General features: G+C 63.1%; 13 protein-coding genes. 5 read left to right on the top strand and 8 right to left on the bottom strand.

The window, feature by feature from the left end; translation table 11 throughout:
• Positions 1-21: 21 nt before the first annotated feature.
• The 5 genes from GH665_RS34400 (at position 22) to GH665_RS34380 (ending at position 5,055) form a co-directional block, all read left to right on the top strand.
• A complete protein-coding gene (locus GH665_RS34400; protein ID WP_153141532.1) occupies positions 22-1,323 on the top strand; it encodes an MFS transporter in 1,302 nt (433 codons plus the stop codon).
• A gap of 31 nt (positions 1,324-1,354) precedes the next feature.
• Entirely contained in the window at positions 1,355-2,356 is a 1,002-nt protein-coding gene (locus GH665_RS34395; protein WP_217361927.1) for a 4-hydroxythreonine-4-phosphate dehydrogenase PdxA, read from the top strand.
• A gap of 4 nt (positions 2,357-2,360) precedes the next feature.
• Positions 2,361-3,314: an amidohydrolase family protein gene (locus tag GH665_RS34390; RefSeq protein WP_153141530.1), complete on the top strand. Its 954-nt coding sequence runs from the start codon at positions 2,361-2,363 to the stop codon at positions 3,312-3,314.
• Positions 3,315-3,458: 144 nt separating this feature from the next.
• Positions 3,459-4,172: an alanyl-tRNA editing protein gene (locus GH665_RS34385; RefSeq protein ID WP_153141529.1), complete on the top strand. Its 714-nt coding sequence runs from the start codon at positions 3,459-3,461 to the stop codon at positions 4,170-4,172.
• Between the two features lie 28 nt (positions 4,173-4,200).
• Complete coding sequence (locus GH665_RS34380; protein WP_153141528.1) at positions 4,201-5,055, top strand: AraC family transcriptional regulator; 855 nt, start codon at positions 4,201-4,203, stop codon at positions 5,053-5,055.
• A gap of 37 nt (positions 5,056-5,092) precedes the next feature.
• Here the strand turns inward: GH665_RS34380 and GH665_RS34375 are convergent, their stop codons facing one another.
• From GH665_RS34375 to GH665_RS34340, 8 genes are all read right to left on the bottom strand, one after another.
• A complete protein-coding gene (locus GH665_RS34375) occupies positions 5,093-5,491 on the bottom strand; it encodes a hypothetical protein (protein ID WP_153141527.1) in 399 nt (132 codons plus the stop codon).
• A gap of 79 nt (positions 5,492-5,570) precedes the next feature.
• Positions 5,571-6,512 carry a LysR family transcriptional regulator gene (locus tag GH665_RS34370; RefSeq protein ID WP_153141526.1) on the bottom strand — a complete coding sequence of 314 codons (942 nt, stop codon included), beginning with the start codon at positions 6,510-6,512 and terminating at the stop codon, positions 5,571-5,573.
• Between the two features lie 29 nt (positions 6,513-6,541).
• The gene (locus tag GH665_RS34365; protein ID WP_153141525.1) at positions 6,542-7,264 is read right to left on the bottom strand and encodes an ethyl tert-butyl ether degradation protein EthD; all 723 of its coding nucleotides are present in this window, start codon (positions 7,262-7,264) and stop codon (positions 6,542-6,544) included.
• Positions 7,265-7,266: 2 nt separating this feature from the next.
• Complete coding sequence (hpaC, locus tag GH665_RS34360) at positions 7,267-7,803, bottom strand: 4-hydroxyphenylacetate 3-monooxygenase, reductase component (protein WP_153141524.1); 537 nt, start codon at positions 7,801-7,803, stop codon at positions 7,267-7,269.
• Positions 7,804-7,871: 68 nt separating this feature from the next.
• Positions 7,872-9,089 carry an acyl-CoA dehydrogenase family protein gene (locus GH665_RS34355; RefSeq protein ID WP_153141523.1) on the bottom strand — a complete coding sequence of 406 codons (1,218 nt, stop codon included), beginning with the start codon at positions 9,087-9,089 and terminating at the stop codon, positions 7,872-7,874.
• A gap of 54 nt (positions 9,090-9,143) precedes the next feature.
• The gene (locus tag GH665_RS34350) at positions 9,144-10,493 is read right to left on the bottom strand and encodes an MFS transporter (RefSeq protein ID WP_153141522.1); all 1,350 of its coding nucleotides are present in this window, start codon (positions 10,491-10,493) and stop codon (positions 9,144-9,146) included.
• A 264-nt stretch (positions 10,494-10,757) separates the two neighbouring features.
• The gene (locus GH665_RS34345) at positions 10,758-12,230 is read right to left on the bottom strand and encodes an NAD-dependent succinate-semialdehyde dehydrogenase (RefSeq protein ID WP_153141521.1); all 1,473 of its coding nucleotides are present in this window, start codon (positions 12,228-12,230) and stop codon (positions 10,758-10,760) included.
• Between the two features lie 216 nt (positions 12,231-12,446).
• Positions 12,447-14,834 (bottom strand): penicillin acylase family protein, encoded by a 2,388-nt coding sequence (locus GH665_RS34340; protein ID WP_153142443.1) that lies wholly within the window; start codon positions 14,832-14,834, stop codon positions 12,447-12,449.
• Positions 14,835-14,885 lie beyond the last annotated feature (51 nt).

The following is a 14,885-nucleotide window of genomic DNA, read 5'->3' as shown; positions in this document are numbered from 1 at the left end:
AGAATAACTCAGGAGACAAGCATGCAGACGCGTATCGAAGCACGCGAGCCGTCGCGCAATCCGGCATACGCCGGACAGGCGAGCAGTGTGCGCTGGCGTATCTTCGGTGTGGTGTTCCTGATTACGCTGATCAATCTGGTCGACCGGATTTCGCTGTCGATCGCCATGCCCACCATCGCCCGCGAGTTTGCGCTGTCGCCCACCATGCAGGGCTTGATCCTGAGTAGTTTCTTCTGGTCGTACGCGCTATTGCAGATTCCCGGCGGCTGGCTGATTGACCGTTTCGGGCCGCGTCGCGTGGTGGCCGGCGCAACCTTGCTGTGGGGCGTGTTTCAGACGCTGCTAGGCGTCGCCTCAGGTGGCCTGTCGCTGTTGTTGTTACGCGTGGGTCTCGGCGGTGCCGAAGCGCCGTTGTTTCCCGCCGGCAGCAAGCTCAATGCATTGTGGCTCTCGCGGCACGAGCGGGCTCGCGGCGCGGTGCTGATGGACGCGGGCTCGCCGCTTGGCGCCGCGATCGGCGGGCTCGCGATCTCCAACCTGATCCTCGCGTTCGGCTCATGGCGCATGGCCTTCATTGTGGCCGGCCTCGCGACGATTGCCTGCGGCTGGCTCGCCTGGCATTATCTTCGCGACAACCCCGCACTGCATCCGGGCGTGAATGCGGCCGAGCTCGAGCATATTCGTGAGCGTGGCGCACCGCTCGCGAGTGCTGCCGCGATGAGCGTCCCCGAAGCGAAACCGTCCACGCGCTCAACGGTTGCAATGTGTATTGGCCGCATGAGCTGGGCCATGATTTTTTTCGGTCTGCTCACCTGGGGGCCAAGCTATCTGACGCAGGCACGCGGGCTGAGTTTGCAGCAGATCGGCACGTCGACCTTCTTCATCTTTCTGTGCGGTGCTTTGGGCTCGCTGGCGGGCGGATTCCTGTGTGACGCGCTGTGCCATCGCGGTCTGGCGCGCGGCAGGGTGGTGAAGGGCATGATTATCGTATCGGGCCTCGCGACACTGGCCGTGCTGGCCGCGTTGCCGTCGATTTCCTCGGCGTTCGAGGCAGTGGCGGTGCTGTGTCTCGCCGCTTTCTTCCTGATGTGGGGCAGCCTTTACTGGAGCCTGCCTTCCTTGCTCGCCACACCGCAACGAGTCGGCCTGCTGGGTGCGCTGATGAACTGCGCGGGCAGCGTCGGCGGAATTTCCATTCCGCTGATAACCGGTTTTCTGCTGCAGCGCACCGGCTCGTTCGACGTGGTTCTGCATTTCTACAGCGCCTGCGCGCTTGTCTATATCATCGGCTCAGTCGCCATCGATCTGCGCCGGACTTTCTGAACCCGAATTGCCTGCTTACTGGATGAACACCATGAACCCACGCATTGCAGTCCTCCTCGGCGATCCCGCCGGTATCGGTCCCGAGTTGATCGCACGTTTGCTCGCGAAAGCTGAGAATCGGGCTCGCGCCGAGCTTCTGATCATCGGCGATCGGCGCGAGCTCGAAACCGGTATGGAGATCGCGGGCCAACGCTTCGAGTATCAGGTGGTCAAAGACGCGGACGAGGCGTTCCGTCAAGCGGGCGTGCCGTCGCTGATCGACTTCCGCTTACCCGGCGACGCACTGTACGAGCGTGCCGTTTCCACCGAGCGCGGCGGACGCTACAGTCTGGATGCGTTCAAACAGGCGCTGGCGTTGACGCGCAATAATGTCACGCAGGGCATGCTGTTCGCGCCCGTGAACAAGACGTCGCTCCATATGGCCGGCATGGAAACCGGCGACGAGATGGAATGGTTCGCGAAGCAGCTCGACTACACCGGCAGCTTCTGCGAATTCAACGTGCTCGACGAACTGTGGACGTCGCGCGTCACGTCCCATATGGCGTTGAAGGACGTCAGCGCGAAGCTCTCGGAAGAACGGATCGTCGGCGCCGTGCAACTGATCCACGACGGTCTGAAACGCGCCGGCAATCCGAAGCCGCGCATCGCGGTGTGCGGTTTCAACCCGCATAACGGCGACAACGGTGCATTCGGCCGCGAGGAAATCGACGTCATCGCGCCCGCGGTGGAGGTGGCTCGCCAGCGCGGTTACGACGCACAGGGGCCGTTCCCCGCCGATACGATTTTTGTGCGGGCGCGCGACCAGAAAGCGTTCGACGGTGTCGTCACGATGTATCACGACCAAGGCCAGATTGCGATGAAGCTGATGGGCTTCTGGCGCGGCGTGACCGTGCACGGCGGTTTGCCGGTACCGATCGCCACGCCGGCGCACGGCACGGCGTTCGATATCCACGGTAAAGGCAACGCAGACGTTGGCGCGACGCAGAAGGCCTTCGACATCGTCACGCAGATGGCACTCGACCGGCTGGGCTGAGCGCATGCCGACCGATATCGACGCCGCGCGTGAACGTTTCCTCGCCAGCGGCGACGACGGCGAGTTGCCGATTGTCGACGCGCATCATCACTTCTGGGATCTGGCGCATAACTATCATCCGTGGCTGTGCGACCGCCCGCGCATTGCGTTTCGATATGGCGATTACGAAGCCATCTGCCGCGATTTTCTGCCCGGCGACTACTTTGCGCTCGCCGCGCCGCACCAGGTAGTTGGAACCGTCATGATGGAAGGCGAGTGGGACCCGCGCGACCCCATCGGCGAAGCGCGTTGGGCGACGGCGCTACACGCGCGCTGCGGCGTTCCGAATGCGATAGTCGGGCAAATATGGCTCGACCGCGCGGACGTTGCCGACGTGCTGCACGCGTTTCAGCCGATGCCGCTGGTGCGCAGCGTGCGCCATAAACCCAAGGCGGTGCCGCGTGACGAGTACCGTGCGTCGTTTGCGGCTGCGGGCTCGATGCGATGCGACCGGTGGCGCAGCGGCTATGCGTTGCTGGCCAGAACCGGTTTGATGTTCGAACTGCAAACGCCGTGGTGGCATTTCCCGGAAGCAGCGGAACTGGCGCGCGATTTTCCCGGTGTCACTATCGTAGTCAACCATACAGGTTTGCCCGCCGACCGTAGCGATGACGGCCTGCGTGGCTGGCGCATGGCGATGGAGACGCTGGCGGCATGCCCGAATGTGCACCTGAAAATTTCGGGGCTCGGAGAAGCCGGTATGCGCTGGACGGTGGAACGCAACGCATCGATTGTCCGCGACGCATTGAATATTTTTGGGGTCGAGCGTTGCATGTTCGCGAGCAATTTCCCCGTGGACAGTGTGGTGGTGTCGCTCGATGCACTGTTCTCAGGCTTCAAACAGATGGTCGCAAAGCGTTCGCCGCGTGAGCGGCTCGCGCTGTTTCACGACAATGCGACCGCACTTTACCGGCTCTGAGCTGCCTCCTCAGTCGCGGTCCGGCCCCGATTATCCTGATTATTCCGATGATTCAACCTGCCGAGGGCATTTTTGACCAAGACGGCCTCCCGCGAGACTGAGTATGCTGGGCGTCATCAGTCATTTCCTGCGGGGGACTTCAAGGTGGCGCACTATCTTTGCCATGAGCAGCCGGACCTGCTCGAATTCGAAACGAGCGTGATCGCCTCGCGCCCCGGCGCGGTCGTGCTGGGTCGCACGGCCTTGCATCCGGGCGGCGGCGGCCAGGTGTCGGACGCGGCGATGCTGACGCACGCGCAAGGCGTCGCGCACATTACCGGCGTGGCGCCGGAAGGCGGCATGCTGTGGCATCTGCTCGACGAGCCGCTCGAACTGAATGGCAACGTGCACGTGGCCGTCGACGCGGCTCGGCGTGCCACCGTCGCCCAGCTTCATACCGCCACGCATATTCTTAACGCTCTCGTCTATCAGCGCTTCGCCGGGGCGCTCGTGACCGGCGCGCAGATCAATGCCGACGGCACTGCCCGGATGGATTTCGATCTGCCCGAAGCGGACAACGACGCGCTGCGCCTGCTGGAGGAACCTGTCAACGAGGTGATCCGCAGCGCCATGGATGTGCGAACCTATTACGTCAGCGCAGCGGAAGCGAAGTCGACGCAGGGTCTGATTCGCAGCCTCTCGGTGGCGCCCCCGCCGACCTCCGACGGCACCGTGCGAATCGTCGAAATCGGCGACCTGGACCGGCAGGCCTGCGGCGGCACGCATCTGACCAATACGGCGCAATCGAGACCGATCCGCATCGTGAAGATCGAGAACAAGGGGCGTCGCAATCGCCGGGTCAGAATAGAATTGGTTTAACAGGCATCCCGGAGAGTTGAGAGCGGCCATGGATACATCGGATAAAGGCGAACCGGAGGTAGTGTGCTGGCGGGACGGCGCGCTGGACGGCGCCTGTCTCGCGATCGCCCGCTACGGCGATCACAAATTCGACCGGCATCTGCATGACGAGCTCGTGATCGTCATGACGCAAACCGGTGCGGGGCAATGTCATACGCGTACCGGCACCGACGTCGCCGGACCTGGCAGCGTGCTCGTGTTCGGCCCCGGCGAGTATCACAGCGGGGAAGTATGGGAAGGCCGCGAATGGAACTATCGCGCCATCTATCTCGACATGGAAGGGCTGGGGGCACTAGGCGCGGTGTTCTCGCCCGATTCGCGTGACGACACACCGCTGCTGATTCCACCAGGGCTCTACCAGGACGCGCATCTTGCCGGTCTGCTGACCAAGGCGCATGCCAGTCTCGACGAACACGGTTCGGTCCCGATGATGGAGCGGCAGGCAAACTGGTGGGCCGCGATGGGAATGCTGGTCGGGCGCTATGGGCAATCGCGGCACGAACTCCGCGAGGGTCGCCGCGAAGCCCGCAAGATGGCGCAAGTGCGCGAATACGTCGCCGCCAACTATGAGCGCGATATCCCGGTCGACGAACTGGCGGAACTGGTGGGGCTAAGCCGTTATTACCTCACGCGCGCCTTCTGCAAGGAGTTTGGACTGCCACCGCATGCCTATGCGACGCAGGTGCGGCTGCTCGCCGCCAGACGCATGCTTGCGGCGGGGCAGAACGCGGCAACGGCCGCGGCGGCCGTGGGGTTTTACGATCAAAGCCACCTCAACCGGCTTTTCAAACGGGCCTATGGGATCACGCCGGGGACATACGCGGCGCTAAAGCCTGGGCATTAGGCCAGGTGTGCGTTGCCGGCATTCGGTGCCGCAAGCTTTAATCAGGAAGCGCGACGTCTTCGATCAGCGCCGACTGTACGGCGCGAATCCTGCGATCGACGAAGTAGCCGCCGCCTTCCGTGTAGCGCAGATAAAGCCGGCTGCACAACGTGCACTGCCAGACAGCGCAGCGGTTGTACGGGAAGTACCGCGGCGCGATGGGAGCGTCGGCCGACCAGTAGTTCGTCTTGCCGGGCAAGTACTCGCTGAACGTGGGTTCCGGATCGTCTTGCGGTGCAAGCGTGCCGACTTCCTCGAACTGCGTTTCGTCGAGTGACAGCGGCTGCGATTGCCAGCCGTCCAGCGGTGTCCTGGTACACGAGCATGACGCGGCAGCGCGCTGTTCTGCACGTTGTGCGAGTTCAAGGAGCGTTGCAGCGTTCAGATATTCCGCCATGGAGTACACAATTCCTGCAGGGTTGAGCCGATATTGAATTCTTCCGCCAGAATCACAAAGCACTGTAAAGCCCGAAGATTCATACAGGTCTCATCTCGGTGTCGGCCGACGGCCGATGGAACAGGGTGTATATCACGTCGAGGAGCCATGCAATGCCCGGGTCCGCCGCGAATTGCGAGTGCGAATGGACCTGAATTTCGATCGGCGGCAGCGAGAACGGCAACGGCAGAATGCGAAAAGCCTTGTTGCGGTTAAAACGCTGCGCGATGCTCCTCGGGAAAATGACCGCGAGATCGGTATGTTGAACGATTTCGGGCGCCACCACAAAATGCGGCAGGCGCAAGACGATATCCCGGCGCAGATTCAGCTCTTCCAGCCATTGCTCGACCATTCTGTGCCCGGTCGCGTTGGTGCTGGCGTAGACGTAGCGCAAGCCCGCGAGGTCCTCCTTGGTCGGCTTCTGTTTGCGTAGCGGGTGGCCTGCCCGCACCACGCAGACATGTTCGTCGACGAAGAGCGTCCTGCTTACGCAACCTGGATCGAGACCCGGCACATAGCCGAGCGCCAGATCGATCTTACCGCTGCGCATGGCGGCGCTGACCGAGTCCACCGGGAAGTTCGCGATCTCGATGCGGATGCCGCGCGCGTTCTGTTCGAGCATCGTGAGAAGCGGCGGCAGGAAATAGAACTCCGACATGTCCGACATGGAAACGTGGAAGACCCGTTGCGCTGTCGCGGGATCGAATTTCGCGAGTTGCTGGACCGCTTCGTTGATGATGCCGAACGCCTGCGTGAGAGGCGCGTGCAGGCGCAAGGCGGCGTCGGTCGGCACCATGCCGGTGGGCGTTCGAACGAACAGCGGGTCGTCGAACAGGACACGCAATCGGCGCAGCGCATGGCTGACCGCTGGTTGCGTCAGGCTGAGTCGCTCGCCCGCGGCGGTCAGGCTGCGCAGATCGGAGATGGCCAGAAACACGCGCAGCAAGTTCAAATCCGTAATGCCGGGATGCGACTTTGTCATGACGTTCCGAGCGCGGCGATGAGGGGCGTTTATGTCGATTCCAGATTACCGTAAATGCTGCGCATAGGGAAATGCGGGGTGGCTCCGCTATACGGGGGAAATGCGTTGAAATCCTGCTTCATGCTGGCGCGGATCGGCGACGCCAATGCCGCGGCGAGTGCAACGGGATCGTCGAAGACGACCTTGTTACGCTGCATGGCGGTGGCGCGCGGAATCGTCAGGCCGGAGCGGAAATCGAGCCGCGTGTAGATTTCCAGTTCGCGAATCGCGGGCAATTGCGCCATCAGCGGGGGATGATGCGTGAGGTAGTGCGTCAGCCATAGGTTGAAATTTTCCGCTTCGCCTTCGTAGCTGACGAGGTAGGTGCATCGTTCGGTGTGCCGGCCCATGTCGCTGTCACCGGGATGCGGTGTGGCGAACGCTCTGACCGCCATGGCTTGCTGGGCGAACGTGAGGTTGGCGCCCGCAGTGTTCGCTATGCGATCCACGATGTTTTGCGTTACGCCGTCGGTTTGAAGCGCGGTTTCGAGCAGGCCGAGATCGTCGAAATACCACTGCAGCGCGAAGCGGGGGCTCGAAGCATGGGTCTTCGGCAGAGGGGCACTATCAGGCGCCTCCACAGGCAGATGGATCGCGAAACGCTTCAAGCCCTGTACTTCACGCGATACCGTTTCGAGCCAAGATGGGTTGATAAGCGGCTGCGTTTTGTGTGCGTATTCGCAGTGAGCAAGAAGAAAGAAACAGACTTCCACGTTTACCTCGCGGTATGCGCGTGAGTACCCGGCGTTATGGCAGCCGGCCGCGTCAGGCGATGAAACTGCCGCCCGAAATAGATCAGCCCGTCGCCGTCGGATCGCAGCGCAATGTGCTGGATCTGCACGAACATCACGGAGTGCGAGCCGACCGTCTTGATGTCGACGATTTCGCCTTCCAGACTGGCAATCGCATCCGAGAGAACGGGCGCCGAAGTCTGTCCGCTCGCCCATGCATGACGTTCGAACCGCTCGTCCATCGAGCCCGCTGTCATGCCGGCGAAATCGCGCGCGAGTTCCTGGTACTCGGCGGCGAGCACGTTGATGCACACGTTGCGGTTGCGATGAAGGATATCGTGGGCGTAGCTGGCCTGATTGATACACACGAGCATGGTCGGCGGCGCGTCCGTCACTGAGCACACGGCGCTTGCGGTGATACCGCAGCGGCCGCCTGGCCCGTCCGTGGTGATGACGTTGACGGCGGCGGGCAGGCACGCCATGGCGTCGCGGAAACGCTTTCTGGTGTCTTCGATCGTCATGTTGTCTGCCTCATGGCGGGGGAGTGCGATTGGTGTCAGGGGCATCGAGGGATCACGGCATCACGGCGTCACGGATAAGGCGTGACCGGCGGTACGCCTGCGAACAATGCACCGGATGCGTCGTAAGTCCCTTCGCCCAAAAACGCGTGCTGGGTCACAACGATCGAATCCCGCACCAGACGCTGCAGCCGGTTCTCGCGATAGATCGCCGCGACGCCAGCCATCTGATAGGCCTGCATCACGACCTCGGCGCAGACTTGCGCAGCGTGGGTCGCGCTGAGACGCAGCAGGTTGGCCTGTTCTTGCGTGACGGGGTCGCCGGCGATGATCGTTTGCCATGCTGCCTCTGCGGATTCGTAGAAAAACGCGCGGGCACTGCGCCAGTTGGCTTCGGCTTTCGCAAGACCGGAGCGGTAGTAAGCGCGGTCCGCGAGACGCGGTGCACCCGTGGTAGTTTTTGTCGAACCGGACATGCCGGTCAGCAGATCGAGCGCCGCGCGCGCGAGGCCGATATTGACGGCGGCGTGTACCTGCGCCTGATAAGGGACGGCGGGATAGCGGTAGAGCGGTTCATCGATCAATGGCTGGCCGCCGCGTACGAACGTCCATTGTGTGTCGACGAATTTGTCGTGCAGCCGCAAGTCATGGCTGCCGGTGCCCTGCATGCCGACAACGTTCCAGTTCTCGACGATCTCGACCTCGTGCGCGGGAAATACTGCGGTGAACGGCTTGCCGGCATTCGCATCGCCCGAATTGGCCGGCGTGCCGCCAATCCCCACGCCGATCCAGTCCGCACCCTTGCAGCCGCTGGCAAAGCGCCATTGGCCGCTGACCGTGAAGCCGCCGGATACGCGTGTGGCCGGTTGCAGCGGATAGAGGCCGCCGGAGAAGACCTGGTCCGGGCCGGTGGCGTAAATGTGACGCTGCGTTTCGATCGGTAGTGAGGCGAGATAGGTGTTGGCCGAGCCGAACGCGGCGACCCAGGCGGTTGAACCGTCGGCGCTGGCAATGCGTTCGAGAATGCGCAGGAATTGCGGCGGCGGCAACGCGTCGCCGCCGAAACGTTGTGGCGTGCTCGCGCGAAAAATGCCCGCACGTTTCATCTTGGCGACCATGTCGCGCGGCACATGCGAAATCTGATCGAATTCGTCGCGGCGCCGCTCGATCTCGACGATCAGCGCGTCGAGTGTGATCGGGCCTGCATACTCAGGATAAGGATGCACGTGATCGATCGCGTGAGGTTCGTAGGCGTACGTCGAAAGGCTATTGCTTTGAAGGCTTTGCATGATGACAACGTAGGAAGAGAGATGAGGGGGGATGGCGCGCCGCCGGTTGCACGTTCAGGTGTGGTCCTGTTCTTTGCGTTGCGCTTGAAGCCGCAGTGCTTTGGGAAAGGTCTCGGGTGCGAGACACGTCGCGAGCACGGTGATCAAACCAAGCACGACGAGGTAAATAGCGACCGGCGCGGCACTCCGGTAATGGGCGAGCAGAGCGGTCGCCACCATCGGCGAGAGGCCGCCGCCGAGCACCGACGAGATCTCGCGTCCGATCCCCAGGCCCGAGAAGCGCAGATGCACCGGCAGCAATTCGCTGATGAAGGCAGGCTGTGCGCCTTCGAGAATGCCCAGCGTGATGCTGTTGGCAAGCACGAGTGCCGCGATGACTTTCCACAGCACACCGGAGCCGAGCAAGGTGAAGTACGGATACGCGACCAGCACCATCGCGATTGCGCCGGCGAGATAGACGGGCTTGCGGCCGATTTTGTCGGTGAGGCGTCCCATCAGCAGCGAAACGGGGATCATCAGCAACATCGACAAGGTCAGGCCACCGAGTACCCAGCTTGATTTGATGCCGACGAACTGGCTATAGGCGATCGAGAACGCGAAGAAGATATAGGACGCGGCGCCTTCGCCGAAGCGCAGGCCGAATACCGTCAGCACTTCGCGAGGACATTGACGCAGCACCTCGACGACCGGCATGCGGCTGTCGCGGCGCGTGGCCTTCACTTCGGCGAACTCAGCGCTTTCGTCGACGGAGCGGCGCATCCATAGACCGAGCGCCACCAGCACGGCGCTGCAGAGAAACGGCACGCGCCAGCCCCAGCTGTGGAAGTCGGCAGGCGACAGCGTCTGCGCGAACAGGAAGGCAGCGGTCGAGAGCACAAAGCCGAACGCCGCACCGCACGGACTCCATGCTGCCAGCCCGCCGCGTTTCGAGGCCGGGGCGTTCTCGTGAATCAGCAGAATGCTGCCGCTCCATTCGCCGCCTGCCGCCAGGCCTTGCAGAATGCGCAGCAGCACGAGCATGACGGGCGCGGCGATGCCGATTTGCTGATAGGTCGGCAGCAGGCCCATGCAGACGGTTGCGGTGCCCATGACCAGCAGCGTGAGCATCATCACGGTCTTGCGGCCGTAGCGGTCGCCAATATGGCCGCACAGCACGCCGCCGATGGGCCGCGCGATGAAGCCCACCGTAAAGCCGCCGAACGCTGCGATCGTGCCGGTCAGCGGATCGCTGCCGACCGGAAAGAACAGCTTGCCGAACACCAGTGCGGCGGCGGTTCCATAGAGAAAGAAGTCATACCATTCGAGAATCTGACCCAGCACGGCGGTCGTCACGGCGCGACGAACCTTGCTGGTTGGCAGAGCAGCGGGCAGAGGAGAGAGAGCGGCGGTTGCGTCGGCGTTCATGGCATGGACAGGTCACGGTGTTGAGAGTCCGCATCCCGGCCTTGCTGAGTGGAGGGAGCGGCGCTACGAATCCGGCAGGCATGGCCGAACCATAGAACCGCGAGAAAACCCGGTCAAATTAGGGACAAAAATGAGCGTCATGAATGGGGTTCATGACGAGAAGAGGGAGAGGGCGGGTGCTGACTTGACGCTCACGCCCCGCGTGAAGCGAGGCGTGATGTCGGATGGGATGGCGCGTAACGTGCAGGAAGCCGCAGGAACCTGTTAATCCAAACCGCCCTGACACATGTACTTGATCGACATGTAATCGTCGAGCCCGTACTTCGAACCTTCGCGACCATAACCCGATTCCTTTACACCGCCGAACGGCGCGGCCTCGCTCGACACCGCGCCTTCGTTGATGCCGATGACGCCTGCTTCGAGCTGACTCGCAACGCGATTAATGCGCCGTACGTCCTGCGTATAGAAATACGCCGCGAGGCCGAACGGCGTGTCGTTCGCGAGGCGGATCGCTTCGGCTTCGTCATCGAAGCGGAACAGCGGGGCGACCGGACCAAAGGTTTCTTCGCAGCAAACGAGCATGCTGTCCTGTGCCTCGGTCAGCACGGTCGGCGCATAGTAGTTCGGGCCGAGTTCGGCCAGGCGCTTGCCGCCTGTCAGCACTTTTGCACCGTGTTTGACGGCGTCTTCTACATGGCGGGCAATCTTGTCGATGGCGCGTTCGTTGATCATCGGGCCGATCTGCGCGTCCGGATCGGTTGCGGGTGCAACTTTCAACGCGCCGACGCGCTTCGCGAGCAGATCGGCGAAACGCGCGTACACGCCGGATTGCACATAGACCCGGTTCGGACACACGCAGGTCTGGCCGCCGTTGCGGAACTTGGCCGCCATCAGGCCGGTGACCGCGGCGTCGAGGTCGGCGTCGTCGAAGACGATGAAGGGCGCATTGCCGCCCAATTCCAGCGACAGCTTCTTCAACGTGCCGGCCGATTCGCGGGCGAGATGCTTGCCGACCGGCGTGGAGCCGGTGAACGTGATCTTGCGCACGCGCGCGTCGGCAAGCCAATCGGCGACCGCCGCAATGCCCTGTTCGCGCGAAGCCGACAGCATGTTCAGCACACCGTCCGGCAAGCCCGCTTCCTGAGCAAGTGCTGCCAGCGCGAGCGCGGTGAGCGGCGTGTCTTCCGCTGGTTTGGCCACGACCGTGCAACCGGCGGCGAGCGCGGGCGCGATCTTGCGCGCGATCATCGCCAGCGGGAAATTCCATGGCGTGATCGCCGCCACCACGCCGACCGGTTCCTTCACGGCGCTCATGCGTTTGCCGCGTTGTTGCTGAGGGATCAGATCGCCGTAAATGCGGGTCGCTTCGTCGGCGAACCAGGCGACGTACGACGCACCGTAGGCGACTTCGCCACGGCTTTCCGCGAGCGGCTTGCCTTGTTCGGTCGACATCAGTTTCGCAAGGTCTTCCGTATTGGCGACGATTAGCGCGTGCCAGCGGCGCAGAATCTCGGCGCGTTCGCGCGGCAGCTTATCGCGCCAGGCGGGGAAGGCGCGGGCGGCGGCGTCGGTGGCGGCGCGCGCGTCCGCGGCGCTGCTGTTGGCGACTTCGACGATCAATTCGCCGGTGGCCGGGTTGGTGACGGTAAAGCGGGCGTGATCGGCGGCGTCGATCCACTTGCCGTCGATCAGGTTGTGCGGGTGAATCAGGTCGTGACGAGTCAAAGCGAGAGACATATCGGGTTGCTCCTTCGAGGGCTTCTGGACGAGGCGAGGGCGGCTCGTCGATGCGGCGGCGCGGCCGCGCACGTACGGTCGATTCTGGTCGACTGGCCGATTGATGCTACGCGTACGCCGCAGTGGATGAAATCATCCCATGGGGGCGTTGACGGTGCGCAGAGCGTTATTTTCGGGCTGCCACAGCATTTTCTGCTGTGGCAGTGGTGGAGCAGGTCAATTCGTCTCGGCGCCCGGCACGAGATGAATGCGCTTCTCGGTGGCGGCCTCGACGGCCGCACGCGAATAAAGCAGCGGGAAGTACTGGCCGTCGAGCCACATCTGCGCAAGGTCGCGGTAGTGCGGGCTGTACGGATCGCCGGATTCGCCCGGCACGTTCACTGCGCGCGAGTTGTCCCAGTTGCCGACGTCGACGATTACCCGGAAAGAGGGCCCGTTGGTCTGCCGGAAGTCGCTCGCGCGATACGTCGACTGATTCGGCGTGTAGGCGCTACCGCCTTTACCAAACGGTCCGACGTTCAGCCTGGCGCGCATGTCGGCATCGACGAGATCGGCAAACGGATGCGCGTTCAGGTTGGTTTGCAGCTTGCCCCACTGCCAGCGGCCCGCATCCGCGCCTTGCAGTTGCACCATTTCGCGGTAGGCGTCATGCAGGCTCGCGAGCAGCACCGCGTCGCGTTTCGCCTCGCTGTTTTCGCCAAAGCGTGCCTGAAGATGTTCGAGGGAGTCCAGCATCACGGCGGTATCGGGCGCACCGAACGACGCAGCGGCGGCTTTCGTCAAGACAGCGTTCTTGAACGCGCTGCCGAGATGCCGGCTTAGCCACACCTCTTCGAGCGCGGCCTGCGCGGAATCGGCCCGCATCTGCGCGTCCCAGCCCTTCAGCATGGCGAGTGCGGCGCGCGTGTCCGGGTCGTCGCTCGTGAGCGGCGTGAGGAGAGCGACGAGGCGCCGGGCCGGGATCGATTCAACATCGTTCTGCAGTCGTTCGGAGTCTTCGATCGACACCTTGGGCAGCGCCTTGAGCACTTCGTCGATACGTTGATGCCGCGAATCGTTGGTCCATTCGAAGCCGAGTTTTCGCTCGGCATTGGGATAGTCCGCAGGCAGGTTCATCTCGTTGGACGTCGTGAAGTAACCGGCTTTCGGGTTGTAGGCCGAAGGCATGTCGTCGCGCGGCCAGAAGCCGGCCCATTCGTAACGGCCGTCGCCTGGCACGGGCATCAGGCCGTCCCAGTTCGGACGCTTCGGCGCGAGGCCGCTCGGCACCCAGCCGATGTCGCCATGCGTATCCGCGTACACCTGATTGACGGTCGGCGCGCCCCACGTCGATAACGCCTCCTTGAACTGCGCAAAATTTTTGGCGCGCATGTAACGTACCGAATCGAAATACGGCGACATGCCGGGCGCGAGCCATGCGGTACGCACGGCGAATGCGCGGTGCTTTGCTTCCTCGGTGTAGATCACCGGACCGTGCCGGGTGAACGCCAGATCGGCGACAATCGGTGCGCCCCCGCGCACGGCGATGGTCTCCCGCACGATATGCATCGGCTCCCAATGACCCCGGTAGCGATATTCACGCGGATTGGCTGGGTTCAGTTCGTAGACGTAGAGGTCTTCCTGATCGATGTTGAAGATCGTCAGGCCGAACGCGATCGCGCCGTTATGCCCGATCGACACGCCAGGCGCCGAGGGTTCGCCACCGCCGATGATGTCGAGCGTAGGCGTGCTGATCTGCTGGATATAGCGCAGGCTCGGCGCTGCATACGCACGGTGCGGATCGTTCGCCATGATCGCGCGGCCCGTGGCCGATTTGTCCGGCGCGATGACCCAGTTGTTGCTGCCTTCGGTGACTTCCTCGGGATTGTCGGCGGCGGCAATGACCGTGGTCGATGCATCCGCGCTCTTCAACGACTCGCGTGTTACGCGCACGTTCTGCGTGGCGAGCGTGAAGACTTTCAGCACGTCGTCCGGCAAGCAGGGGTCGAGCCCTTCGGGCATGTGCGGCTTCCAGGCCGGCTGCAAGCCGAAGCGGACCGAGTCGGCGTCGAGTGAGCTATGGCAGGCCACCTTCGCGCGCGCGACCTCACTCGTCAGGTTGCGCGTGAGGCCGTGACTGCGGATGCGCACGACGTCGTCGGCCGACCATTTTGCCGGCCAGTAACCGGCCTTGCGAAACTCATAGGGCATCTGGTCCGGGTGCGCCGCGAGCCAATCGATGTATGCGTTCACGCCGGACGCGAAACGCGTGGCCACCGGCTTGGCGTCGGGCCCGTAGCGTTTCCATTCGGCGTTCATGTCGCCGCGATAGAGAAACAGCCGCGTGGCTTTGTCCTGCTCGACATACGCTGGACCGAATACCTCGGCGAGTTCGCCGAGGCCGCGGCGGCGCCATAAGTCGATCTGGAAGAGGCGGTCGCGTGCCGCGTTGAAACCCTGAACGAAGAAGGCGTCGGCTTCATTCGCCGCGAAGATGTGCGGCACACCCCAGCGGTCGATCAGAATGTCCGTGGGCTGCGAGAGGCCGGCGAGGGTGATGGTCTGTACGGGGACTTCATCGGCGGCGGCGGTGTGGCACGTCAGTGCTGTTGTGCCGGCCCACATGGCTGCCCACGTCACGGCCCACGCGATGATTGCTGCGAGCTTGCGTCCTGT

Origin of the sequence: Paraburkholderia agricolaris, assembly GCF_009455635.1 — a bacterium.
Classification (GTDB): Bacteria; Pseudomonadota; Gammaproteobacteria; order Burkholderiales; family Burkholderiaceae; genus Paraburkholderia; species Paraburkholderia agricolaris.
Note: the sequence above shows the minus strand (reverse complement) of the source record. Positions and strands in the feature narration are given on the sequence as shown.